We start from the raw sequence: 25019 nt of genomic DNA, 5'->3' as shown, positions 1-25019 counted from the left end.
CGCTGGACCCTCACAGTTGATACCGGCGCATCCGGGTCTGGATGCCGAACAGGTAAATGCAGACGCCCACAAGGATGATCGCGAACATGGCGCCTGCGATAGCCGATCCCATATGCGGGTCGCCCAGTTGCAACTGGAAGCCAAAGAAGGTGCGATACATGAAGGTGCCCAAGATATCGGTCGAGAAATCCGGCCCCGCCAACGCGCCCTGCGCGGCATAGATCAGGTCGAACGCGTTGAAGTTCCCCACGAAAGTCAGGATCGAGATGATCCCGATCGAGGGCAGGATCAGCGGCAGTTTGATCTTCCAGAAGGCCGAAGCCCCGGTGATGCCGTCAATCTCTCCGGCCTCAAGGATTTCCTCGGGGATGGTCAGCAGGGCGGCATAGATCAGCATCATCGGGATGCCCACGAATTGCCAGACCGAGATCAGCGCCAGCGTGGTGAGCGCATATTCCTCTTTCCCAAGCCATGGCGCGAACAGGGATTTCAGGCCCACGGCGTCCAGCATCGAAGGGGCGATGCCCCAGATGGGCGACAGGATCAGTTTCCAGGCAAAGCCCACGATCACAAAACTCAGGATCGTCGGGATGAAAATCGCCGACCGATAGAGCGCCGAGAACCGCAGACGCGGGTGGCTGAGAAGTGCGGCCAGCGCGATCCCGATGGGGTTCTGCACCAGCATATGGATCAGGAAGAACCAAAAGTTGTTGCCCAGAGCGTTCCAGAACTGCTCGGACCAGATGGGGTCGAAAAACAGGGTTTGAAAGTTCTGCAATCCAACGAACACGCGGCTCTGATCGACCTCGGTATACAGCGCCAGTCGCAGCGTGTTGAACAGCGGGAAGATCATCACCGCCGTATAAACCAGCACGGCGGGTGCCAGAAATACAACGATATGCCAGCGGAAGCGGGGGCGGTTCATGGATCAGCTTTCAAAGGAGTGAAGGGGGGTACCCGGGCGAACAATCTCGCCCGGGTATGCGTCAACTTACTGATGCGGTGCGTACCACGAGGCCAGACCCTCTTGCAGTCGCGCGCCTGCATCGGCGGGGCTTTCCGCGCCTTTGACGACCTGAGCCGAAGCGTTCCAGGTTTCGTTCTCAAGGTTCGGCGTGCCGCGCGACAGGATTTGGTAGGTGGACCGGATTGTTGAGCCGCAGTCATTCCGCCAGCTTACGAATTCCTGCGCCAGCGGATCTTCCATCGCGATGTCGTGGCTCGACAGCGAGAAGAAGCCGGGCAGAGCGTTGGCATAGATCGTGGCGAACTCGGATGTGCCCATCCAGTCAAGGAAGGTACGCGCTGCTTCGGCATTTTCCGACGCCGCGTTCAGGCCCATCGCAATGTCCGTGTGGTCAGAGATATAGCAATCGTCACCCGCGTTGCGGACCGGGGGCTTGAACGCGCCCATCTCGAAATCGGCCTGCGCATTGAAGCCCGAAATCTCCCACGAACCGGCCGGATAAATCGCAGCGCGTCCAAGGGTAAAGATGTTCTGGCTGTCGGGGTAGGTCTGTGCCTCGAAACCGTCGCCCAGATAGTCCTTCCAGCGTGCAATGGTCTCATACGGCTCGACCCACTGCGGATCGGTCAAGGACTGCTCGCCCGAGATCAGCGCCAGACGGCCTTCCTCACCCTTCCAGTAGTTGGGGCCGATATTCTGGTAGCCCATCGTGGCGGCTTCCCACTGGTCGTTGGTCCCCATTGCCATCGGGATATAGGTGCCGTCTTCCTTGAACTTGTCCAGCGCGGCAAAGAACTCGTCTTCCGTAGTGGGAACGTCGATGCCCAATTCTGCAAATGCGTCTTTGTTGTAGATGAACCCGTGGATCACCGATGCCATCGGCACGCAGAACGTGGCTGAGCCGTCGTCATTCTGCCACGCGGATTTCGCCACGTCCGAAAAGTTGTCCATCGCGCCCAGATCGCTCAGGTCAGCCAGGTTCCCGTTTTCAAACAGCAAAAGTGACGTGTCGAAGGGGCGGCAGGTGATGAGATCGCCCGCAGAGCCAGCTTCCAGTTTGGCGTTCAGAACCGCGTTGTATTCCGCGGGGGCAGAGGGCGTGAAGTTCACCTTGATGCCCGGATTGGCGGCTTCAAATGCCGGGATGATCTTTTCCTGCCACAGCGTCAGGTCGTCGTTGCGCCAGCTTTCGATGGTCAGCGTCACGTCCTCGGCCAAGGCAGAGGTTGCCATAAGCGTTGTGCCCAATAGGGCAAGTTTCAGGCTTTTGCGTTTCATTGTATTCTCCCAGTTGGTTAGCAGTTGTTTTTGGTTTCCAATGCGGCGCTCAGGATGCCGTTTGTCGCCTTTAGTTGTTCCGTTGCGTGGGTCAGCGACAGGCCGCGCGCTGCGATCAGGATGGCGGGCTTAACGTCGCCGCCCGCACTGTCCAAAGCAGATTGTGCTGTGGCCGCATCCACTTTGGCGATCCGAGATACGATACCGGCGGCCCGCGCCCGCAGCTTGTCATTGTCAGCGCGCAGATTGACCATCATGCCCTGATGTACGTGCCCAAGTTCGAGCGCCATCAGCGAAGACAGCATATTCAACGCAATCTTCTGCGCCGTTCCCGCGCCCATACGGGTTGATCCGGAAATCAGTTCAGGCGGCGTGGCCAGAAGGATCGGGATGTCGGCGTTTTCCAGCAGCGGGCTTTGCGCGTTGTTGGCGATGCCGATCACGGTAGCACCCTTTTTTTGGGCGATTTCACAGGCCGCCAATGTGTATGGCGTGGACCCGCTGGCCGACACAGCGATTACCGTGTCATTGGCCTGAAGGTCTTGCAGGTCGTTTCTGAGGCCCGCGTCCTCGTCTTCGGCGGCGCCGGGCATTTCAACGCCGGTTGGCAACCCGCCCGCCATGTGAATCCGCAACTGGCTTGACGGGATTGAGAACGTGCCCCCAAGCTCTTGCGCATCGGCGGCCGCCATAAGGCCGGAGGAGCCCGCAGCAACATAATGAATCACGCCGCCGGAACGGATGGTTTTTGCCATTGCTGCCGCTCCGCCTGCTATTGCGTCCACCGCCTCAAGCGCGGTTTTCGCGGCAGCAACCTGTCCCGAAGCCAGGAGGCGGGCGGACAGCGTCAGGTCGCCTCGGTCAAGCCGCGTAGCTTCTTGATGCAGTTGTTCAGTCGACGGCAGCGTCAAGAGAATCCCCCCATTGGTTTCCTTTACAATACCTATTGAATACCACTTGTCTATATTTTTCTTTTTGCGGTTCAAATTTCGAGAAAATATTCAGTTTGGCGGTGAATTCGGTTCGTTGTCGTCCATTTTTGCCTTTCCTGATAGCAAAAGGTATTATAATGGTATTGTCATGACTGAGTCTCGAAATAGTGCCGTTCTGGCGGTTGATGGGGGTGGAACGCGGTGCCGTGTTGCTTGTGACATGGGTGGTGCGGTCCACTCGGTGGAAACCGGCCCGGCCAATGTTTCGAGTGATTTTGACGGCGCGGTTGAGCAGATCAATGTCGGTCTGGAGCGGTTGGCCAGCAGTCTGGGCCGCAGCAAGGATGACTTGCTGCAATGGCCTTCATTTGTTGGGCTGGCCGGGGTGACCGATGCCAAGATTGCGTCCCGATTGCGGGTCTCTCTGGGCTTGACGCAGGCGCGGATCAAGGATGACCGGCCCGCAGCCCTGCGCGGTGCGTTGGGTGCGCGGGACGGTTTGATTGCACATTGCGGAACCGGATCATTTCTGGCTGTTCAGGTGGGCGGCGAAATGAGGTTCGCCGGGGGTTGGGGGTCTGTGTTGGGCGACGAAGCCTCGGCACAGTGGGTCGGTCGCCGCGCTTTGACAGAGACGCTGAATGTGGTCGACGGGGTCAAAGCGGAAACCGGGTTAACACGCGAACTGTTGGCCCGTTTCGACAGTGCCGCCGGTATCGTGCGCTTCGCGGGGTCTGCGACGCCTGATCAGTTCGGTACGCTTGCGCCTGACGTGACCTTGGCAGCCAGTCGTGGCGATCCGGTCGCCAGACAGATTATGCAGGCCGGTGCAGATTATATCGCGGAGATGGCAGGGCTTTTGGGCTGGCGTTCCGATCAGGCATTTTGCCTGACCGGAGGAATAGCGGCGCAGTTTGCGGATTACCTTCCGCCTGAAATGCACTCCGCCTTGCTTGCGCCGTTGGCTGAACCCCTGACGGGCGCATTGGAACTGGCCAAGGAGGTCCGGCATGAGCATCACTGAATTTCTTCGGGCTGACTTGTGGCTTTCTCCCGAGAATGGCCCTCGATACGTTCAACTGCGGCGCAGATTGCAGGAAGGCATAGACACGGGCGTTCTTGCCCCCAATTCGTCACTTCCGTCCGAACGTGAGTTGGTGGAAATTACCGACTTGTCGCGCGTCACCGTGCGAAAGGCCATTCAAGAACTGGTTCAGGAAGGTGTGATCGAACAGCGGCAGGGGTCGGGTTCGTTCATCCGCGAACGCGTGCCGCGGGTCGAGCAATCCTTGACGCATCTGACCAGTTTTACCGAGGACATGTCGAGCCGGGGCATGAAGACCGCCTCGAAGTGGCTTGAACGCGGAGTTTTCGCGCCAACGACCGAAGAAGTTGCTGCGCTGAATCTTGCGGAGGGTGAGCAAATAGCCCGTATCTATCGGTTGCGAGAGGCCGATGGCCGCCCCCTTGCGCTTGAGCGCGCGGCGTTGCCCTTGGATATCCTGCCGAATCCGATCGAGGTGACAACATCTCTGTACGAAGTTCTTGACGATCTGGGGCGTCGTCCGGTGCGGGCTGTTCAGAAAATCTCGGCTCTCAACCTTGCTGCGCGCGAGGCTGAATTGCTGGAAGTCCCCGAAGGCGCTGCTGGTTTGAATATCGAGCGTATCTCATTTCTCAAGAACGGGCGGGTCGCGGAACTGACCCGGTCGTTGTATCGCGGCGACGCCTACGACTTTGTGGCCGAGCTGCGGTTGTAACCGGAAGGACCGGAAATTCATGTCTGAATCTACATCGAAAATGCGTCAGGAAATCCTGGAAATCCCGGACGCGGTCGACAGGTTGCTTGCCCAGGGTGCGCCAAAAATCCAAGAAGCCGCCCGGATCGTGCGCGACGCAGAACCACGCTTTCTGATTACAGTGGCGCGTGGATCATCTGACCATGCTTGCAGTTACTTGAAATATGCAAGCGAGCTGTTGTTGGGCTTGCCGGTTGCGTCGGTCGGCCCTTCTGTAAGCTCAATCTATGGTGCCGAATTGAAGGCGGAAGGTTCGGTTTGCCTGTCTGTGTCCCAGTCGGGTCAAAGCCCGGATATCGTAGGACTTGCGCGTTCGTTGCGCAGCTCGGGGGCGGCAACGGTTGCGATCACCAACAACACAGTCTCGCGCTTGGCCGAGGTCGCCGACGCAGTTTTGCCCTTACACGCAGGCCCAGAGTTGAGCGTGGCGGCGACGAAAACCTTCGTGACATCTTTGATAGCCGGACTTTGGTTGCTGGCCGAAGTAAAGCAAGACTCCGATCTGGTGCGTGCAATTCAGGCGCTGCCGCCATTGTTGGAAAAAGCGGCCCACTGTGATTGGTCCCAGGCCGCCGACACCATTACCGGAAGATCCCTGTTTACCCTTGGCCGGGGTCCGTCCTTCGCCATATCCGGAGAAGCGGCGTTGAAGATCAAGGAAACCTGCCAGATTCATGCGGAAAGCTATTCGGTGGCCGAGGTTCTGCATGGGCCGGTTTCGATCGTCGAGGATGGGTTCCCCGCAATCGTGTTCGCGGCTCGGGACGCGGCAGAGGATGCCACGGCGCAAGCCGCTGACGCCCTCGCGGAAAAGGGGGCAGCCGTATTCGCGACGACCCGAAAGGTCTCGCGGGCGACGGCCCTGCCGGTGGTTGAAACAGGCCACTGGATCACGGACCCGATCACTGCCATCACGGCCTTCTATGGTATGGTAGAGGCCGTGGCCGGTGCCCGAGGGATCGACCCCGACGCGCCTCGGCACCTTAAGAAAGTGACTGAGACGGTATGACAAATCGAACGGTAACCTTCCGAAACGGTCCCATCTTTGACGGCAACCGGCTTTTGTACGACCACGCCATTACTTTTCGAGGCGAGGGCGAGGGCGAAATCCTGCCTGACGCGAGCGTCGCAGGGGACGGGGAAATTGTTGATCTGAAAGGCGATATTCTAAGCCCCGGCTACTGTGACCTTCAGGTTAACGGCGGTGACGGCGTCATGTTCAATGATGACCCGTCGGTTGAAACGATCCGTCGAATCGCCGAGGCGCACCGGAGGCTTGGCGTTTTATCGCTGCTTCCAACCTTGATCACCGATACCAGGGAAAAGACGCAAACTGCGATTGAGGCGACTGTGAAGGCGATCCGTGCGGGCGTGCCCGGCGTAGTCGGGCTGCACTTGGAAGGGCCGCACCTATCCGTCGCTCGCAAGGGCGCGCATGATGCTGCGTTGATCCGGCCGATGGACGAACCTGATTTGGCCGCGCTGATTGCGGCGGCTGCCGAATTGCCCTGCCTGATGGTCACCGTTGCGCCCGAGGCCGTAACTGAGCAGCAGGTTTCCGCGCTCCATGAAGCCGGAGTTCTGGTCTCGTTGGGGCACAGCGATGCCGATTTCGCGACGTGCCAGCAATATGCGGCGGCAGGCGCAAGGTGCGTGACGCATTTGTTCAACGCCATGAGCCAGCTAGGAAATCGAGAACCCGGACTTGTCGGCGCTGCGCTGGCCAACGGTGGGCTGTCCGCTGGGATCATCGCTGACGGCGTTCACGTACACCCCGAAGTGATGCGTGCTGCTTGGGCGGCGAAATCCGCTCCGGGTCAGATATTCCTGGTAAGCGACGCGATGGCCGTCGCGGGGACGGATCAGGCCGAGTTTAAACTAGAGGGTCGCCGGATCACGCGGGAAAATGGCAGGCTGACCCTTGAGGACGGCACATTGGCCGGGGCCGATCTGGATTTGACGACCGCGATTCGCGTGCTGGTCACGCAGGTCGGTGTTCCCTTGCCCCAAGCGCTGGCAGCCGCGACCTCATATCCTGCGCAACTGATCGCACATTCAGGTGCGCAGCAGCTTCGGTACGCGTCGATGATCCGAATTTCTGCCCGGCTTGAATCGTGCGAATGGCTGCCTCAACGGGCTTGAAAGTCTCTCGCAACCTCTCCTGCCGAGGCAAAAGTAAAGCGCACGGGATGCGTTCTGAGTTTCGCTTGTTGAAATCGAAATCTGCTGTCGAACTGCGCTTGACGGCACCTTGCGCATCGCTTAAACCGACCTCCGCTGAGCGGGCGTCGTATACTGGCTATTACCTCAGCCTTCCAAGCTGATGAAGCGGGTTCGATTCCCGCCGCCCGCTCCAAATCAGCCTGTTTTTTCTGCGTCAAAAAGGCCCTTTGAGGGTCCAAATCATGTTGGCCTGCTTGACCCCAAGTGCTGCTGCCGCCAAGAAGCTGTCACCTACGCGCGAACACGACAAAAGGCCCAGTCATGGCAAAATCCGCCTCAGCCAGCCCTGCAGGAAACCCCGCCCCCGGCGCGACTGAAGATCGCGCCACCTCTAAAAAAATCGGTGTTCTTGCGTCGCTTTGGCCTTTTATGAAACCTTATCGGCTGCTCATGATCGGTGCGACGTTGGCCTTGATCCTGACCGCAGGGATGACATTGACTTTGCCTCTGGCTGTCCGCCGCGTGGTTGACAACTTTCGGATCGAAGATGGTGAGTTGCTGGATTGGTATTTCATGGCGGCTTTGGGGATTGCCGCCATTCTAGCGATTGGTACGGGCATCCGTTATGCGCTTGTGACACGTTTGGGCGAGCGCGTTGTGGCGGATATTCGCAAGGCTGTTTTCGACCGCGTTATCGGGATGAGCCCCGAATTTTATGAACGCATCATGACGGGCGAGGTTCTGAGCCGGATCACCACGGACACCACGCTGATTCAGTCGGTCCTCGGGTCGTCGGTCTCGATCGCCCTGCGCAACATGCTCATGTTTGTCGGCGGGCTTGTGCTGATGCTGCTGACTTCGGCCAAGTTGACAGGAATGGTGCTGCTGCTGATTCCGCTGGTCGTGGTTCCGATTTTGGTATTGGGCCGTCGATTGCGCGCGATCAGTCGTGAAAACCAGGACTGGATCGCAGCGTCTTCAGGCAACGCGGGCGAGGCGCTTACGGCCGTGCAGACCGTACAGGCGTTTACTCATGAACAGGCAAGTCGCAAGCAGTTTGGGGACATGACCGAAACTTCGTATGTCGTTTCGCTGCGCCGTATCCACACACGCGCCCTGTTGACGGTCATCGTGATTTTCCTTGTTTTCTCCGGCATTGTCGGCGTGCTTTGGATGGGTGCAAACGACGTTCGCAACGGCCTGATGACCGAGGGCGTTCTGATCCAGTTCGTTATCTATTCGATTATCATGGCCGGGTCCGTGGCAGCCCTGTCCGAGATTTGGAGCGAGCTGCAGCGTGCCGCTGGTGCGACCGAACGTTTGGTTGAACTGCTGAATGCGCAAGATACTGTAAAGGATCCTTCTTCGGCGTCGACTTTGCCAACACCCGTGCGTGGCGAGATCAACTTTGAAGGGGTCACTTTTCGCTATCCGGCACGGCCCGATGTTGTGGCGCTGGATCACCTTTCGCTTAAGGTTAACTCCGGCGAGACCGTTGCATTCGTAGGCCCGTCAGGTGCTGGTAAGACAACAGTGATTCAGATGATCCAGCGGTTCTACGATCCGGACTCTGGGCGTGTCAGTTTGGACGGTGTTGATCTGTGTGATCTGGATCGGGCCGATTTTCGCCGTCACATGGCATTGGTGCCGCAGGATCCGATCATCTTTGCGGCCTCCGCGCGTGAAAACATCCGGTTTGGCCGTCTCGACGCCACCGATGCCGAGGTCGAGGCAGCTGCCCGTGCCGCTGCAGCGCATGGGTTTATCTCGGCGCTGCCCGAAGGCTATGACAGCTTTGTCGGCGAGCGCGGGGTGATGCTGTCGGGTGGCCAGAAACAGCGCATAGCGATTGCGCGGGCGATTCTGCGTGACGCACCGGTTTTGCTGCTGGACGAGGCGACCTCGGCGCTGGATGCCGAGAGCGAGCGTGCAGTGCAGGGCGCAGTAGACCAGATGCGCGCGGGCCGCACGACGCTGATTGTGGCGCACCGCTTGGCAACCGTCAAAAAGGCAGACCGCATTGTCGTGATGGAGGCCGGGCAGATCGTGGCCCAAGGAACCCATGACGACCTGGTGGCGCAGGACGGTCTGTATGCTCGATTGGCACGTCTACAGTTTACCGACGGGGTAGCCGCCGAGTAACCTTACGTGGCGGTAAGGCTGAACCGCCGTAGCGTCACGCTGCAAAATTGCGCAATTTGGCGATATTCGCGTGCTTGCACGTGCGCGGTTTTGCTTCCATCCTGTGGCTGAATTCAAACCCGGGCACCACACGGGAAGAGATCAGGGAGGAACCACATGGCCTTTGCGGGACTGGAAGACAAGGCGCGGCTTGAGCAGGAAATGTCGTGGGAGGATCGGGATGTACCGGTCACATTCCACCAACTTTTGTCGCGGACTGCGGGTAAATTCCCGAATGGAAACGCAGTTAGCTTTCAACTTACTTCGGGTCCCACGGACAAGGCCGCGACACTGACGTGGTCGGAATTGCTAGGCAAGGTCAATCAGGCAGCCAACCTCTTTCGATCGCTGGGCGTGGGTGAAAAAGACGTTGTGGCCTATGTGTTGCCCAACTGTAATGAGACATTGATCACGATGATGGGCGGCGCTGTTGCCGGTATCGTCAACCCGATCAACCCGCTGCTTGAACCTGAACAGATCGCCGCAATCCTGCGCGAGACAGGTGCCAAGGTCGTGGTCACCCTGAAGTCGTTCCCCAAAACGGATGTCGCGCAGAAGGTAGAAGAGGCCGTGCGTCACGCACCCAAGGTCAACACGATCCTCGAAATCGACCTGAACCGCTATCTGACGCCGCCCAAGTCCTGGCTGGTTCCGTTCCTGCGCCCAAAGATGGGGGACAAGGAACATCTGGCCCATGCGAACTATAAGAACTTCAACAAGGAACTGGCCAAACAGCCGACGACCTTGACGTTTGAAGACAGCAAGGAAGACCGGGTCGCCTGTTACTTCCACACTGGCGGCACCACTGGGATGCCGAAAGTGGCGCAGCACAAATACTCGGGTATGATCTACAACGGCTGGCTGGGCGAGACGCTGCTTTTCACCCCGGACGACGTCGTGATGTGTCCGCTGCCGATGTTCCATGTGTTCGCGGTTCACGTGATTATGATGTCTGCGGTGTCCTCGGGTACGCATGTCGTGTTCCCGACCCCGGCTGGGTATCGCGGCGACGGTGTGTTCGACAATTTCTGGAAGCTGATCGAGCGTTGGAAAGTCACGTTCATCATCACCGTGCCGACGGCGATTGCCGCCAAGATGCAGCGCCCCGTGGACGCAGATATCTCAAGTGTGAAAACGGCTTTCTCTGGTTCGGCCCCGCTGCCGGTGGAACTATTCCGCCGATTTGAAGAAGCGACCGGCGTGACCATCATCGAAGGGTATGGTCTGACCGAGGCGACATGTCTGGTTTCCTGTAACCCGGTGGATGGCGAGAAGAAAATCGGCTCGATCGGGTTCCCGTTCCCGTATACCGATGTGAAAATCCTTCAGGACGGACCGGATGGGCCGATTGAAGTTGGCACAAGCGAGATCGGTGAGATTTGCATCTCGAACCCCGGGGTTTATGCCGGCAATACCTATACCGAAGTCGACAAGAACAAAGACTTGTATCACTACGACAAATACCTCCGTACGGGGGATTTGGGCCGCTTTGACGAGGATGGCTATCTTTGGATCACCGGTCGCGCCAAAGACCTGATCATCCGTGGCGGTCACAATATCGACCCTGCAGAGATCGAAGAAGCCTTGCTGGGTCACGATGCCGTCGCGTTTGCAGGTGCGATCGGTCAGCCTGACGCTTATGCGGGTGAGGTGCCCTGTGCCTTTGTCGAACTGGTCGAAGGGGCTTCGGTCACCGAGCAGGAGCTTATGGAATATTGCGACGTTCACGTCCACGAACGTGCGGCGCAGCCCAAGCACATGACCATTCTGGACGAGCTTCCCAAAACTGCGGTTGGCAAGGTCTTCAAGCCCGAACTGCGCAAACAGGCGATTACCCGTATCTATAACGGTGCCTTGGAAAAGGCAGGGGTCGATGCGCGCGTCGTGTCGGTGATCGACGACAAGCAACGTGGTCTTGTCGCGCAGCTTGACGCGAACGGTTCCTCGGACGACGATGTAGGCAAGGTGCTGGGATCGTTTACCCGGCCGTGGGAATGGGCTGCCTGACCAGGAGGGAACATGGATTATGAACGCCTGATTGATGAAGAAACTTGGGCGTTCATAAGACGAACCGCTGAAAGTTATCCTGATGACGCCGTCGATCTGACGATCGACGATCAGCGCCGTGTCTATGACACGATGTGCAGGGATTTTCGCCAGCCGCGACCTCCGGGTGTTGAAACAGAAGACAGGCGCGCCAATGGCGTGCCTGTTCTCGTCTACACTGTTGGTGAGCCAACGCGAACTGTCATCTATTTCCACGGCGGCGGTTTCGTTGTCGGAGGTCTGGACAGCCACGACGATGTCTGCGCCGAGATTTGCGCCCAAACCGGGTATCGCGTTGTATCGGTGGATTATCGGCTGTGCCCGGAACATGTTCATCCCGCCCAGTTTCAGGACGCCTGGACTGCGGTAACTTGGGCTGCAACGGAATACGGGGATGCGCTGGTGTTGGCCGGAGACAGTGCCGGAGGAAATCTGGCCGCGGCGGTCGCCCATCACGCGCGCGGGCGACTGGATACGGTCTTGGGGCAGGTGCTGATCTATCCCGGGCTGGGCGGGGATCGGTCTAAGGGGTCGTATCTGGAACACGCTCATGCGCCGCTTTTGACGCTGGAGGATATCGTTTTCTACGAAAAGGTGCGGTGCGGCGGACCAGCTCCGCAAGATGACCCAACCTACGCGCCATTGCACGACAGCGATTTCTCAAACCTGCCGCCGACTGTGGTCATAACAGCCGACTGCGATCCTTTGCGCGACGACGGGCCGGACTACTGCGCCCAGATCACCGAGGCAGGTGGGAAAGCGCATTGCATCAACGAAGCGGGGCTGGTGCATGGATATTTGCGGGCGCGTACCTCGGTCAAACGCGCCGCGGATAGTTTCGAGCGGATCTCGGTAGCGATCGAGGCGCTGGGCCAGCAGATCTGGCCTTACGACTGATTACTTGAGGAACGGCTGTGCCTTCATGGTCTCGGCCACGGGTGCGCCCATCCGGGTCAGGATCGTCGGCGCAAGCTGAAGCTGGTCAATGACCGCATCCGCCTCGGGGCCTTCCGCATCGCCGAAATAGTACAGCGCGGTTTCTTGCTGCAACGGGCTGCGGCCTCCGTGGTGGCCGCGTTCGTCCTGACCGTGGTCGGCGGTGACAATCACCTCGTACCCCAGTTGCCGCCAGCGGGGGATGAAGGGGGCCAGCATCTCGTCCATGACGAAACAGGCGTGGTCCATTTCTTCGCTTTCGTGGAAAAATCGATGTCCCATACTGTCCAGCGTGCAGGTGTGCAGGATGCCGTAATCCAGCCCAAAGCGCAGACACATGTTGGTGAGCTGCGCAAACAGGTCCACGTCGCAGGGCGTCATCTGATTGGCCTTGCCATAGCCGGTCATGGTGTGGAACCGGCCGTGATTGATCGTCTTGCTATCCGGCTCGTCATATTCCACGTCACGCACATAATCGAACGGGTGGCGGTTGAAGAATTGCGACCAATAGCTGTGGGTGACTGCGCCGGTGACACCTTCAGCCTCACGCACCTGACTGAACACGTCCTTGTGGCTCAAGCGGAAGACGTTTCCATTGCCGGTGCACCCATGTTCCTGCGGCGTGACACCCGTGTGGATCGAGGCATAACAACTGGCCGAGGTCGATGGCAGCACCGAGCGCAGCTTCCACACCCGCGCCTCGCCGCTGTCGGCCCAGCCCTCAAGATTGCCGAACACGCGGCGGAAATTGCGCCACGGAACACCGTCGAGGATGATGAGAAGGAGTTTGCGGTCCATGGTCCGGCCTTTTCGTTAGTTCTTTGGGAGAGCCTAGGGGATTCGCCCCGGATAAGCCGCCCATTCCCGCCCCAAATAGCAAAATCCCGACACCTGTTTGTGACAAGTGCCGGGATTTCATAAGTGTTTTGCGCGAGTTTAGTTTCCCGCACTCTCCATCTTGCGGTGGGCGACGACCTCTTCCAGCCAGCCCAGATGCATCTCGGGGACCGAGCTGAGCAGAAGGTCGGTATAGTCATCAAAGGGCGGGCTCAGCACCTGTGACTTGGGGCCGTAGCGCACAACGCGGCCCTGATACATCACCGCGATACTGTCACTGATCGCACGGACCGTCGCCAGATCGTGGGTGATGAACAGATAGGCCACATCCTCGATCTTTTGCAGGTCCAGCAGCAGTTTCAGGATGCCATCCGCCACCAGCGGGTCCAGAGCCGAGGTGACCTCATCACAGATGATCATCTTGGGCTTGGCAGCCAGAGACCGGGCGATACAGACACGCTGTTTCTGCCCACCCGACAGCTCTGCCGGATAGCGATCGATGAACTTTTCGCCCAGTTCGATCTCATCCAGCAGTTCGATGATCCGCTTGCGCTTTTCCGCGCCACGCATGTTGAAGTAGAACTCCAACGGGCGGCCGATGATGGTTCCGACGGTCTGACGCGGGTTCATCGCAACGTCGGCCATCTGGTAGATCATCTGCAACTCGCGCAGGTCTTCGCGGGTGCGGCCCTTGAGGTCAGGCGACAGCTTGCGTCCGGCAAAGGTGATCTCACCATCGCGCGGCGGCAACAGGCCAGTGATCACCCGCGCCAGCGTGGACTTTCCCGAGCCGGATTCGCCAACAACCGCCAAGGTCTGCCCCGGATGAAGCTCGACATTGACGTTGTGCAGCACGTCGAAATTCAACCCTTTATAGCGTGCGGTGATGCCGTCAACGCTCAGCACCGGTTCGGGTGTGGGCTGCTTTTCCTCGTGCTCGATCGAGCGCACCGAGACCAGAGCCTTGGTGTACTCTTCCTGCGGGTTGTTGATGATCTGGTCGGTATTGCCGTACTCGACCGTATTGCCCATGCGCAGAACCATGATGTCGTCGCTCACCTGCGCCACAACAGCAAGGTCGTGCGTGATATAGAGAGCGGCAACGCCGGTATCTGCGATGGCCTCTTTGATCGCCATCAGAACGTCGATCTGAGTCGTCACGTCCAGCGCTGTCGTGGGTTCGTCGAACACCACCAGATCGGGTTCAGGACACAGCGCCAACGCAGTCATACAGCGCTGAAGCTGACCGCCAGACACTTGGTGCGGATACCGCTCACCGATATTGTCCGGGTCGGGCAGGCCCAGCTTGGCAAACAATTCCCGTGCGCGTTTTTCGGCTTGTTTACGGCTGAACTTCTTCTGTTCCACCGCAGCCTCAACCACCTGATCCATGATCTTCTTGGCGGGGTTGAAGGACGCCGCGGCGGATTGAGACACATAGGTGACCTCACCCCCGCGCAGCTTGCGGATGTCGCCGTATGAGGTCTTCAGGATGTCGCGCCCGTTGACCCAAACCTCGCCCCCGGTGATCTGAACTCCACCTCGGCCATATGCCATCGAAGCAAGGCCGATGGTGGATTTACCAGCCCCGGATTCACCGATCAGCCCCAGCACCTTGCCGCGTTCGAGGTCAAAGCTGACCCCGTGCACGATCTCGATGTCATGGGGTTTCTCACCCGGCGGATAGACGGTCGCGCCGATTTTGAGGTCGCGGACCTTGAGAAGGGTATCACTCATCCCCGGCCTCCTTTCAGCGATGTGGTGCGGTTCAGGATCCAGTCAGCCACAAGGTTGACCGAGATCGCCAGCGTGGCGATGGCCACAGCAGGATACAGCGCCGCGCCGATGCCATAGACGATACCGTCCTTGTTTTCCTTCACGATGCCGCCCCAATCGGCCAGCGGTGGTTGGACACCCAGGCCAAGGAACGACAGGGTCGAGACGAACAGAACCATGAAGATGAACCGCAGCCCCAGCTCTGCCACCAGCGGCGACAAGGCATTGGGCAGAATTTCGCGGAAGATGATCCACGACTGTCCTTCACCGCGCAGTTTGGCGGCTTCGACATAGTCCATGACAGCGATATCCACAGCGACTGCACGGGCCAGACGATAGACACGGGTGGCGTCCAACAGGCCCATAACGACGATCAGTACCGGGATTGTTACCGGCACCATTGCCAGAACGACCAGCGCGGTAATAAGCGACGGGATCGACATGATCAGGTCGACTGTCCGCGACATGACCTGATCGGCCCAGCCACCCAGAACAGCGGCCAGAAAGCCAAGGATCGAACCGGTTACAAAGCTGAGGATCGTTGCCGCCGTCGCGATAAAGATCGTCGTGCGCCCGCCGTAGATCATGCGGCTGAGAAGGTCGCGGCCGATATTGTCGGTGCCCAGCCAGAACTGCGAACTGGAGGGTTCCCAAACGTCGCCGACCACCTCGGCCATGCCATACGGCGCGAGCAGGGGGGCAAATATCGCGATGATGAAGTACAGGGCTGTGAAGGCCAGCCCGATCATTGCAGAGATAGGGATGTTCTTCATTTCGGATGCCTCAGCCTTGGGTTGGCCAGAATGGCAACGATGTCGGCAACCATATTCAGCCCGATATAGATAGCAGCAAAGATTACGCCGCAGGCCAGAACCACAGGGACGTCGCGCTTGGTCACGTGATCCACAAGATACTGTCCCATGCCGGGATAAACGAACACCACCTCGACCACGACGACGCCGACGACCAGATAGGCCAGGTTCAACATCACCACGTTGACGATAGGTGCGACCGCGTTCGGCAGCGCGTGGCGGTAGATAATCTTGAAGTTGGTCAGACCTTTCAGTTCAGCCGTCTCGACATAGGCAGACTGCATCACATTCAGGATCGCAGCGCGTGTCATGCGCATCATATGCGCCAGAACCACCATAGTCAGAACGATGACGGGCAGGGCGATCGAGTTCAGCTTTTGGCCCAACGTCATGCTGTCATTGATCATCGCAAGCGGTGAGAACATGCCCAGCTTCACGGCGACGAAATAGACCAGAACGTAACCGATCAGAAACTCGGGGATCGAGATCGTGGTCAGGGTGACTGCTGAAATCAACTTGTCCGGCCAGCGATTGCGGTAACGGACGGCCAGCAGGCCCAGAAAAATGGCAAGCGGGACCGAAACGATAGCAGCCCAGAACGCCAGAAACAGTGTGTTGCCCAGACGATTTCCGACCGAGTCGGCAATATCCAGTTTGTTTGTAAGGGATTGACCCAGATCACCCTGCAGGATGCCACCCAGCCATTCAAAATAGCGGGTCAGGGCTGGACGGTTGAGGCCCATTTCCTCGCGCAGGTTTGCCAGCGCCTCGGGGGTTGCGGATTGACCAAGGACCGCTTGCGCAGCGTCTCCCGGCAGGGCTTCGGTGAGGCCGAAAATCAGAGCCGATGCACCGAAGAGAAGCAGGAGTCCCAGCGCAAGGCGCTGGGAAACCAGTTTGATGATAGGATGCATGATCCGTGACCCGATTTACGCGAACCACATCTTGCGGGAAACGTTGCCGTTCATCATTTCCTGGGTCGGGTCTGTCTCCCAACCGGCAAGTTGATTGCTGATGCCCTCGACAAAGTCGTTGAACATCGGGCAGATCAGACCGCCCTGGTCGCGCACCATCATGCCCATTTTGCTGTAGATACCTTTGCGCTTTTCGGCGTCCAGTTCGGCGCGTGCCGCAAACAGCATTTCGTCGAATTCCGGCACTTTGAAGCGCGTGTCGTTCCAATCCGCTGTCGAGAGATACGCGGTTGCGTACATCTGGTCCTGAACCGGACGACCACCCCAATAGGACGCACAGAAGGGCTGAACATTCCAAACTTCCGACCAGTAGCCGTCGTTGGGTTCACGCTTGATTTCCAGCGGGATGCCCGCTTCGGCGGCCGACTGCTGGAACAGGGCAGCAGCATCCACAGCTCCGGGGAAGGCGCCGTCTGCAACGCGCAGAATGATCGGCGATCCGTCGTGACCGGATTTCTGGTAATACTCAGCCGCTTTTTCAACGCTGAACTCACGCTGAGGGATGGAGTCGTCAAACAGCGGGTAAGCCGCGTTGATCGGCATGTCGTTCCCGATCGAACCGTAGCCACGCAGAACTTTTTCAACCAGATCTTCACGATTGATCGCATGCTTCAGCGCCATGCGCAGATCGTTGTTGTCGAACGGAGCTGTGTCTACATGCATGATGAAGACATAGTGCCCGCGTCCCGCGGTTGAATGAACAGTCAGATTGGGCGCGCGACCCAGCAGATCGGCGACCTTCGGTTCGACACGGTTGATCGCGTGAACCTGACCTGACTGCAAAGCAGCAGTACGTGCCGTCGCATCGTTGATCACAACCACTTCAACGCTGTCGAAGTTGCCAAAATCGCTGTTCCAGTGATTTTCAAACTTGGTGAACAGATGGCGCACGCCGGGTTCGTCAACTTCGACTTTGTATGGGCCGGTTCCGATGCCCGCGCCGGGGTTATCCATGCCACCATCCGGCTGAATGATCAGGTGATAGTCGGCCATCAGATAAGGCAGGTCGGCGTTCGGCTCGGTCAACGTGACCTGGAAATTGTCACCATCGGCCTTCATGGACTCGATGCCCTTCATGATGCCCAGAGCACCGGACTTGGAGTCCTCGTTCGAGTGACGTTCCATGGTCTTCAGCACGTCTTCGCTGGTCATGGTTTTGCCGTTGTGGAATTCGACACCCTGACGCAGTTTGAAGGTCCAGACCTTGGCGTCGGCGCTGCCCTCTACGCTCTCGGCAAGACGAGGTTCAATCGTACCGTCCGGTGCAACCTCGACAAGCTGGTCACCGAATTGCTTGCCATTCTGAAAGGGAACCGAGCTTGCATAGGTCGCCGGGTCCAGCGAGTTGGTGGATTCACCACCCTGAAGGCCGAATTTCAGATCGCCGCCCTTTTTTGGGCCAGCCGCGCGTGCGGCATCCGCGAACATGGTGCTGGCCATAGCTGCCGATACACCCAGAGCCGCCGCTTTCCCCATGAATTCGCGGCGGGTCAGCTTGCCCGCAGTAACCTGTTTGGACATGTGAGTGAGTTGTTCGTTCATCCAATGATCTCCCAATTGGTTGGATTTTCCGCCCTTTGCGGGCTTTTTATTGACGCATGAGTCAAAGTAGGCGCATTTCGGCCTAACGAGCAAGGGTAAATGTCCTTCGCATACCCGCCCGAAAATTACATATGCTTACGCGGTATGGTATCCTCCGTTTCTTTTGAAAATACCAGTACTTCGCCCTCGAATGCACTTAATTTTGCTTTAAGGAAAAAGTTATCTCGATCCGACCACATCTGGCAGGAGGTTTCGGTCCGCAGGTCGATCGCGTCCCGTTTTATCTCTTGCGTCCAGTGGCAAACGCCATGTGCCGACAGTGGATCATCAGGGTGGATCGACCAACATTCATAGGCGGTGCCCCCGTGGGTTAGCCCGTGATGGTTGTCGGTGATCAAGCCAAAGTCATCTTCGATGATCAATTTGGTTTGACCAGTATTCATATCAGTCTCGACCCGCCTTGAATTGGTGCTATCGCGCAGGGTTGTGACGTCTCGTTCGATGTCGGACACGGCTGGAGGGAATACATACTCATCGGATGCGCTCGTGCGGACGGGGATCGAGATGCAGCCCTGGGTCAGGTGCAGTTCAGCCTGTTCCGGTGACGGCCAGATCAACGGCCAGTATGCGCTTGAGACTGCAACACGAATGCGGTGCCCTTCCGGAACCCGATAGGCAATATGATCCAAGTCCAGAGCGACCTCATACGGCGTGTCGGGCAAAAGCGGTTCTGGCTGCGCATGGCTGTCACGATGAGAAAGATTCAGCACGCCATAAGTAATGCGCGTTGATGCGCCATCCGGGTGAACGTGATTCAGACGAACAGCGATCTGCGCCTGCGGTCTGTCAGCGGCGATACGGATCCGTAGGCTAGGAGCGCCGACGATGTCCAATGCCTCGGTCAGTGGTGCGCTATCGAAACAGGCCGACATTGCATCGTCTGTACGCTGATCGCCGGGCATGTCGGGGCCGAGCCAAATCGCGCAGTATTCACCGCTCTCCATGCCGCAGGTCTGAGGTGAGCGTATCTTGGTGTCCAACCTGCCGAGGTCCCCCAGCCCGTCGTCTGACAGATGCCACGTGACTTTGGGCAGGTGCGATGTTGCGCCTTCGCTTTCGACAATCCACCTGCCGGGACGTTCGTTGTACCAGCGTTGCGGGCGAACGCCATCCATCAGATAGGCGCGGTAGTCAGGGTCGGTTTCAACACCGGTATCCACGCCTTTCAACCAGCGGTCCCACCACCTCAGTGCTTCTTGGAGAAAGCCGATTCTCGGTTCGGGGACGGCGAAATGCGGGTATTTGTGCACCCAGGGGCCAACAATCCCCTTTGCTGGCGCGTCCAATTCTTCAACGAGCAGTGGAACGGTGTTCTTATACGCATCTCCCCAGCCGCCAACGGCCAAGGTCGCCGCTTGGATTGCGCTGAAATCCTCGCAGACGGACCCGTGCTGCCAGTAAGCATCCCGTGTTTGATGACGTAGCCAGACCGAGGGCAAGAACGGTTCATTCTCAAGCCGGTCCAGCCACAGCGCACGCCAGTCGGGACGTAAGGCCGGGTCGGGTGGACGCGAAGAATAGGACCACATCGTGGCCCCCCAGCCCAAGTTTTCGTTCAGCAGGCAACCACCTTTATAGTGGATGTCGTCAGCGTAACGATCGGCAGTCGAACACAGGGTGATGATCGCCTTGAGCGCCTCGGGTTGCATCGCTGCAACCTGCAGCGCGTTGAACCCGCCCCAACTGATGCCCATCATACCCACATTTCCGGTGCACCAAGGCTGGTTCGCCAGCCATGCAATCGTCGCGACGGCGTCGTCTAGTTCCTGCTGCGTGTATTCATCGGCCATCAGCCCTTCGCTGTCGCCGTTGCCGCGCATGTCCACACGGATGCAGGCATAGCCTCGCTTTGCAAACCACGGATGCGTCAGCGCGTCTCTTGTCGCAGTGCTGTCGCGCTTGCGATAGGGCAAGAACTCAAGAATGGCGGGAACCGGATCGGTTTCGGAGTCCAGAGGCCGCCAGACCCGTGCCGAGAGGCGACAGCCGTCCGGCATGTGGATACCGACGTCAGGAAGGTCCTGAATCTCGCGTAGAGAATTGGAGTCGCGCGTCATACCATCAGTCTCCGGCGCTTTTGTTCTGGGGGTCGGTTCAAAATCGTCAAATCAATCGCGGATTGCGACAAGCAGGTCCATCACATTTGTGCCGGTTGGTCCGGTAACAAGCAATGCGCCCGCGCGGTCCAGATAGCTGCCGCTGTCCGCGTTCTGAAGCGCTTGATCAGCCCCTTCGCCCCAAGTGGTCCCGTCGACGACGGCTCCGGCGGCTTGCGTTGGGCCATCGGTGCCGTCTGTGCCGCCGACCACAACCGTCAAGCCCGGGATGCCGGCGATCTCTTTGGCCAAGGCCAAGGCCAAAGCCTGATTGCGCCCGCCGCGCCCAGGATTTTCCGGCAAGACGACTGTAGGTTCGCCGCCAAAAACCATCACGCCGCTTTGCATGTCGCGCAGGCGTTGTCCCAGCCGTGACGCGACGCGCATAAAGTCATCGTGCAGGCATTCTTCGTTCGCCAGCACAGTCGCTCCGTCGGACTTTGCCCTGTCAGCCGCGGCGTCTCGGGCATGGGCGTTGGACGCCACGATCTGCGCCGAGGCCAGATAATCGCGCGCCTCTGGCAATGCTCCAATGCCTGAACCGACTACGTTCAGGTCGTCTCCGGGAACATCAGAAATCGCCAGAACGGTCACGCGGTCTCCTTTGAAATGGGACAACAGCCCGCCCCCTTTGATGCGAGACATCTTGCGGCGTTGAGCGTTCATGGCGGTTATGTCCAAACCTTCCGACAGCAGTTTCCGGTTCAGTTGTTCCAGATCGGCCAGCGTTTTGCCTGCCACCAGATCCTCTGCCAGCGATGAGGCGCCGCCAGACACCAATAGCAGCAAATGCGAGGATGGACCCATCGACTCGACGGTTTCACGCAGGGCGCGCCCGCCTTCAAGGCTCCGCGCGTCAGGCACCGGATGAGAAGCCTCGATGACCTTAACATGATCAGGCAGGTCTCGTCCGTGGTCGTCCTTGGTCACAACCAGCGTTGGTTTTGGCCCGAAATGCGCAAGCGCCGCGCGAGCCATGGCCGCAGCCGGTTTTCCGACGGCCAGAATCTGATCCGGGGCGGCAATTTCGTCCAAGGCGGCCTCGGTCGCGGCGTAGCCACCGACAGCATCGACCCCCGCCTGCCAGATCCGTATTGCCTGTTGTTTTTGATCCATCAACTTTCCACCCAAATCGTGACCGGCCCATCGTTGACAAGTTCCACGGCCATGTCCGCACCGAATTGCCCAGTTTCCACCGGAACACCGCAGGCAGCCAGATGACGCGCGAAAACTTCGTAAAGATGTTTACCGACATCGGGCGGTGCAGCCTCGGAAAAGCCCGGTCGGTTTCCGCGCGATGTATCTGCCGCAAGCGTGAACTGGCTGATTACCAGAGCAGAGCCTTCGATATCCAAAATGGATCGGTTCATCTTGCCTGCGTCATCCTTGAATATTCTCAGTTTGGAAACCTTGGTGGCAAGTTGTTCTGCCTTTGCCTCATCATCTGCGAGCATCGCGCATACAAGGATCATCAACCCCGGGCCTGATTGCCCGACCACGTTTCCGCCTACAGACACTTTGGCATGTGAAACTCGTTGCAATACAGCGCGCAAATTGTACTCCGTGTCTTTCTTAACCGACCCACTCAACAAAGTCGGTATGGTTGGCCCGATCCGTGCGAAATCCGTTGGCGGGGTGTTCTGTATCGGCGTAACCGAAAGATATTGCACACAAAATCAGCCGGTCGTCGGGGATGTTGAAGTGCCTGTGCAAAAACGGGCCGTAACTGGCGACGGCCGCCTGTGGAATCGTGGCGATGCCAAGAGCCTGAGCTGCAAGAGTAAAAGCGGTGATGAACCCGCCGCAGTCCATAGCCCCATAAGGGCCAAGTTCGGCAGGGCTGGAAACAATTGCGCAATGCGGCGCGCCGAACAGCGCGAAATTCTCCGTCATTTGCTGTGCGGACGCCTTGCGGTCTCCTTTTTCAACGCCGACGGCCTCATAAAGCGCCCACCCGCAGGTCCGGCGGCGGTCCTGATAGACCCCTGAATAAGACGTCGGAAAGGGCAGGTCAGGTGAAGGCGCGCCGGTCAATGCCTCCTGCTGCAGAGCTTGGCGAAACTTTTCTGTCTGTTCGCCGCTGGTAATGGCAACATTCCAAGGCTGCGCATTGCACCAACTGGGTACACGCGCTGCGCTGGTCAGGATTTGTTCGATATGTTCCCGAGGAACCGGATCGGGGCGGAATGCCCGGCAAGAGTGGCGCTCAGCCAATAGCGTGTTCAGGTCCGATAACGTCACACTGGCCTCCCCATCGGCATCGACGCGGCGAGGATGGCGTGTGGCCTGAGGATGTTCAAGCGCTTAAACGGCGAAACCTGTCTTGTTTCCGAACGCTTGGTTATTGTTGTCCGGTCGCGATCAGATACCCAACGCCTGCCGCGACCAGCAGGCCGACGACAACCGCAATCGTGATTTTGATCGCCGACCATGGGCGCTCACCCTGAACGCGTCCGGTGCGTCCGTTGACAACAAACCGATAGGTCTGGCCCCGGTATTTGTAGGCCGCCATCCAGACCGGTAGCAGAATGTGCTTGAACGTCACGTTGCGCACGTCCGTATCGACCGAGTGAATACGCTGACGATCACCGCCGATATCGAACCGAACATCGCGTTCAATCACACGGGCCATATGTCCGCGCGCCTCGGTGTATCCGTCTTGCAGTTCAACCGTGTAGGCTTCGGCGCGAAAGCCTGCCAGATATTCGGGCTGATAGGGCTCAAGCGCAGGCAAGTCCCACGGTTCCAGCGCATCCGTATAGCTTTTGGGCAGGGACCGAGAGGCCAAGACCAGAACGTCATCGAAAAAGCGCGCCACCCGTCCCGATTTTGGCGACCAGCGGACCTTGGCGACCTGCTGCTGCACCCGCTTTCCGTCACGCATCACCGTGCGGGTTTCGTAATAGACTGTCCCTCGCTCACCCCTGTAAGAGGATTGCGTATCCGCGTCGAACGTCCAGTAGGGCACATAGATGCCCTGCATCTTGCGCCCCTTGCGCGCATAGTCCTTTAGGCCATTGGGCGCGAACCACAATCGGCCAAGCCAGTCCCCCATCGCTTTGTGCGCTGAACGCTCGTCGAGCGCAAAGGGCAGAACGCCGCGTGGCTTGATATGCCGGCTGACACCGGTGCCAGTGACCACAGGCGTGGCGCAGAACGGACATTCAGCAGCATGGGTGTCGGGGTCAAACTCGACTTGGGCTGCACAGTTGGGGCAGGTCAGAACGCGCGTTTCTTCGATTTCACCTTCGGGAAGGTTTTCTGAAAGCGCGGCGTTGAAATCCAGCTCTTTCAGGCTTGCGCCACCCCAAGGACCGGCGGCGATGCTCTCGGAATGCCCGCAATGATCGCAGGTCAGGGTGCCGTCACCGGGGTTGAACCGATAATCTGCTCCGCATTGATCGCAGGGAAAACGGTGTTCTTCGGTCATACTGCCCCCTTGTTCATCGCAGACAAACGCGGAACCGATCAGGCACCCGGCGGTGGTGGCGGCAGGATAGTGAATAACTGAGCAAGTTCCTGAACATCGCCCGCCTTTTTCCACCCGTCCTGACCTGCCGTCCAAACGTGGGTGTCACGCGTGATTTCGCCCTCGGAGGCCATGCGCCCCATCTTCGCCTTGGAAAACGGCCCGCTGGTCTGCCCATCCACGGCGATATGCCAGACGTGTTCGACGGGTGGAGGTGGCGGCGGTGCCGCATGCGCCGACGGTTGCGGGGCAGCGGGGGCGGGGCTTCCCCACGGGCCGCTCGGTTGACCCGCTGCCATGTTCGACATCTGCTGGGCCATCGCCATCCCCATGCCCATTCCAAGCCCGGCGCCCATGCCGCCGCCCTGACCGGGATTGTTGGCAGCCGCTGTCATCGCCTCGGCCGCCGAGTATTGCGTGAACTTGCCCAGATCACCCGCCAATCCCATCGAGGTTCTCTTGTCCAGCGCCGCCTCGACCGCAGGCGGAAGCGAGATATTCTCGATGTAGAACTCGGGCATCTCCAGCCCATAGCTGTCCAGTACGGGTGAGACCTCGGCCGCGATCAGCTTGCCCAGATCGGCGGTGTTCGCGGCCATGTCCAGAACCGGAATACCCGATCCGGCGATCACGCGGCTAAACTCCTGCACGATGATGTTGCGGATCTGAAAGCTGATCTCATCCATGGTGAATTCGCCATCAGTGCCGACAATCTCGACCATGAACTTCGCCGGGTCCTTGACGCGGATCGTATAGGTGCCGAACGCGCGAATTCGGGTCGGCCCGAACTCGGGGTCGCGCAGCATGATGGGGTTCTTGGTGCCCCATTTCAGGTCGTTGAACCGCGTGGTGTTGACGAAATAAATCTCGGACTTGAACGGCGACTGAAACCCGTGATCCCAATGCTGCAGGGTTGTCAGGATCGGCATGTTGTTGGTTTCGAGCATATAAAGCCCCGGAGTAAACACATCCGCCAACTGTCCTTCATGCACGAATACGGCTGACTGCCCCTCGCGAACCGTTAGCTTGGCGCCGTACTTGATGGCGTGGCCTTCGCGCTCGAACCGCCAGACCATCGTGTCGCGGGTGTCGTCGACCCAGTGAATGACGTCGATAAATTCGCCGGTCAGAAAATCGAAAATACCCATTTG

General features: G+C 58.7%; 21 protein-coding genes and 1 tRNA gene. 8 read left to right on the top strand and 14 right to left on the bottom strand.

Features of this window, described 5'->3' with window-relative positions; translation table 11 throughout:
• Positions 1-10: 10 nt before the first annotated feature.
• From ACR0LH_RS08835 to ACR0LH_RS08825, 3 genes are all read right to left on the bottom strand, one after another.
• Complete coding sequence (locus ACR0LH_RS08835; RefSeq protein ID WP_170548411.1) at positions 11-925, bottom strand: carbohydrate ABC transporter permease; 915 nt, start codon at positions 923-925, stop codon at positions 11-13.
• A 66-nt stretch (positions 926-991) separates the two neighbouring features.
• On the bottom strand, positions 992-2245 hold the full coding sequence (locus ACR0LH_RS08830) for an ABC transporter substrate-binding protein (RefSeq protein ID WP_170411285.1): 1254 nt from the start codon (positions 2243-2245) through the stop codon (positions 992-994).
• A 17-nt stretch (positions 2246-2262) separates the two neighbouring features.
• Positions 2263-3156, bottom strand: a complete 894-nt coding sequence (locus ACR0LH_RS08825) for an N-acetylmuramic acid 6-phosphate etherase (protein WP_480720566.1) — start codon at positions 3154-3156, stop codon at positions 2263-2265.
• A 169-nt stretch (positions 3157-3325) separates the two neighbouring features.
• Here ACR0LH_RS08825 and ACR0LH_RS08820 point away from each other — a divergent pair, with 169 nt between their 5' ends.
• The 8 genes from ACR0LH_RS08820 to ACR0LH_RS08785 all read left to right on the top strand — a co-directional run bounded on the left by ACR0LH_RS08820 (position 3326) and on the right by ACR0LH_RS08785 (position 12263).
• Positions 3326-4201: a glucosamine kinase nucleotide-binding domain-containing protein gene (locus tag ACR0LH_RS08820; protein WP_480720565.1), complete on the top strand. Its 876-nt coding sequence runs from the start codon at positions 3326-3328 to the stop codon at positions 4199-4201.
• Positions 4188-4937, top strand: coding sequence for a GntR family transcriptional regulator (locus ACR0LH_RS08815; protein ID WP_170695394.1), 750 nt, complete (start codon positions 4188-4190; stop codon positions 4935-4937). Before ACR0LH_RS08820 ends, ACR0LH_RS08815 begins: the two co-directional genes overlap by 14 nt.
• A 19-nt stretch (positions 4938-4956) precedes the next feature.
• Complete coding sequence (locus ACR0LH_RS08810) at positions 4957-5985, top strand: SIS domain-containing protein (RefSeq protein ID WP_480720564.1); 1029 nt, start codon at positions 4957-4959, stop codon at positions 5983-5985.
• Positions 5982-7118 (top strand): N-acetylglucosamine-6-phosphate deacetylase, encoded by a 1137-nt coding sequence (gene nagA / locus ACR0LH_RS08805; protein WP_480720562.1) that lies wholly within the window; start codon positions 5982-5984, stop codon positions 7116-7118. The genes ACR0LH_RS08810 and nagA overlap by 4 nt, the downstream gene beginning before the upstream one ends.
• Before the next feature lie 139 nt (positions 7119-7257).
• A tRNA-Gly gene (locus tag ACR0LH_RS08800) sits at positions 7258-7332 on the top strand.
• A 128-nt stretch (positions 7333-7460) separates the two neighbouring features.
• Positions 7461-9281, top strand: a complete 1821-nt coding sequence (locus ACR0LH_RS08795) for an ABC transporter transmembrane domain-containing protein (protein ID WP_480720560.1) — start codon at positions 7461-7463, stop codon at positions 9279-9281.
• A gap of 156 nt (positions 9282-9437) precedes the next feature.
• A complete protein-coding gene (locus ACR0LH_RS08790; RefSeq protein WP_480720559.1) occupies positions 9438-11327 on the top strand; it encodes an acyl-CoA synthetase in 1890 nt (629 codons plus the stop codon).
• Between the two features lie 12 nt (positions 11328-11339).
• Positions 11340-12263, top strand: coding sequence for an alpha/beta hydrolase (locus ACR0LH_RS08785; RefSeq protein WP_480720558.1), 924 nt, complete (start codon positions 11340-11342; stop codon positions 12261-12263).
• On the opposite strand, the gene ACR0LH_RS08780 is transcribed toward ACR0LH_RS08785, so the two are convergent.
• The 11 genes from ACR0LH_RS08780 to ACR0LH_RS08730 all read right to left on the bottom strand — a co-directional run bounded on the left by ACR0LH_RS08780 (position 12264) and on the right by ACR0LH_RS08730 (position 25016).
• A complete protein-coding gene (locus ACR0LH_RS08780; protein WP_480720556.1) occupies positions 12264-13100 on the bottom strand; it encodes an alkaline phosphatase family protein in 837 nt (278 codons plus the stop codon). It lies immediately after the preceding gene.
• A 138-nt stretch (positions 13101-13238) separates the two neighbouring features.
• On the bottom strand, positions 13239-14876 hold the full coding sequence (locus ACR0LH_RS08775) for an ABC transporter ATP-binding protein (RefSeq protein ID WP_170484057.1): 1638 nt from the start codon (positions 14874-14876) through the stop codon (positions 13239-13241).
• A complete protein-coding gene (locus ACR0LH_RS08770) occupies positions 14873-15688 on the bottom strand; it encodes an ABC transporter permease (protein ID WP_170384613.1) in 816 nt (271 codons plus the stop codon). Before ACR0LH_RS08770 ends, ACR0LH_RS08775 begins: the two co-directional genes overlap by 4 nt.
• Complete coding sequence (locus ACR0LH_RS08765; RefSeq protein ID WP_170484055.1) at positions 15685-16641, bottom strand: ABC transporter permease; 957 nt, start codon at positions 16639-16641, stop codon at positions 15685-15687. The genes ACR0LH_RS08770 and ACR0LH_RS08765 overlap by 4 nt, the downstream gene beginning before the upstream one ends.
• Before the next feature lie 15 nt (positions 16642-16656).
• Entirely contained in the window at positions 16657-18243 is a 1587-nt protein-coding gene (locus ACR0LH_RS08760) for an ABC transporter substrate-binding protein (protein WP_170484053.1), read from the bottom strand.
• Between the two features lie 125 nt (positions 18244-18368).
• Positions 18369-20360 carry a CocE/NonD family hydrolase gene (locus tag ACR0LH_RS08755; protein ID WP_480720555.1) on the bottom strand — a complete coding sequence of 664 codons (1992 nt, stop codon included), beginning with the start codon at positions 20358-20360 and terminating at the stop codon, positions 18369-18371.
• Between the two features lie 51 nt (positions 20361-20411).
• Complete coding sequence (locus tag ACR0LH_RS08750) at positions 20412-21515, bottom strand: glycerate kinase type-2 family protein (protein WP_480720554.1); 1104 nt, start codon at positions 21513-21515, stop codon at positions 20412-20414.
• Positions 21515-21952: a D-aminoacyl-tRNA deacylase gene (gene dtd, locus ACR0LH_RS08745; protein WP_480720553.1), complete on the bottom strand. Its 438-nt coding sequence runs from the start codon at positions 21950-21952 to the stop codon at positions 21515-21517. The genes ACR0LH_RS08750 and dtd overlap by 1 nt, the downstream gene beginning before the upstream one ends.
• A 19-nt stretch (positions 21953-21971) precedes the next feature.
• Positions 21972-22640 carry a nitroreductase gene (locus ACR0LH_RS08740; protein ID WP_480720551.1) on the bottom strand — a complete coding sequence of 223 codons (669 nt, stop codon included), beginning with the start codon at positions 22638-22640 and terminating at the stop codon, positions 21972-21974.
• A 100-nt stretch (positions 22641-22740) separates the two neighbouring features.
• On the bottom strand, positions 22741-23829 hold the full coding sequence (locus tag ACR0LH_RS08735; RefSeq protein WP_480720550.1) for a TFIIB-type zinc finger domain-containing protein: 1089 nt from the start codon (positions 23827-23829) through the stop codon (positions 22741-22743).
• 38 nt (positions 23830-23867) lie between these two features.
• Positions 23868-25016, bottom strand: coding sequence for an SPFH domain-containing protein (locus ACR0LH_RS08730; RefSeq protein ID WP_170384597.1), 1149 nt, complete (start codon positions 25014-25016; stop codon positions 23868-23870).
• Between the last annotated feature and the right edge of the window lie 3 nt (positions 25017-25019).

The sequence above is a fragment of the Ruegeria sp. CL6 genome (genome assembly GCF_056536465.1).
The sequence above is the reverse complement of the archived record's forward strand: the minus strand, read 5'-3'. Positions and strand labels throughout refer to the sequence as shown.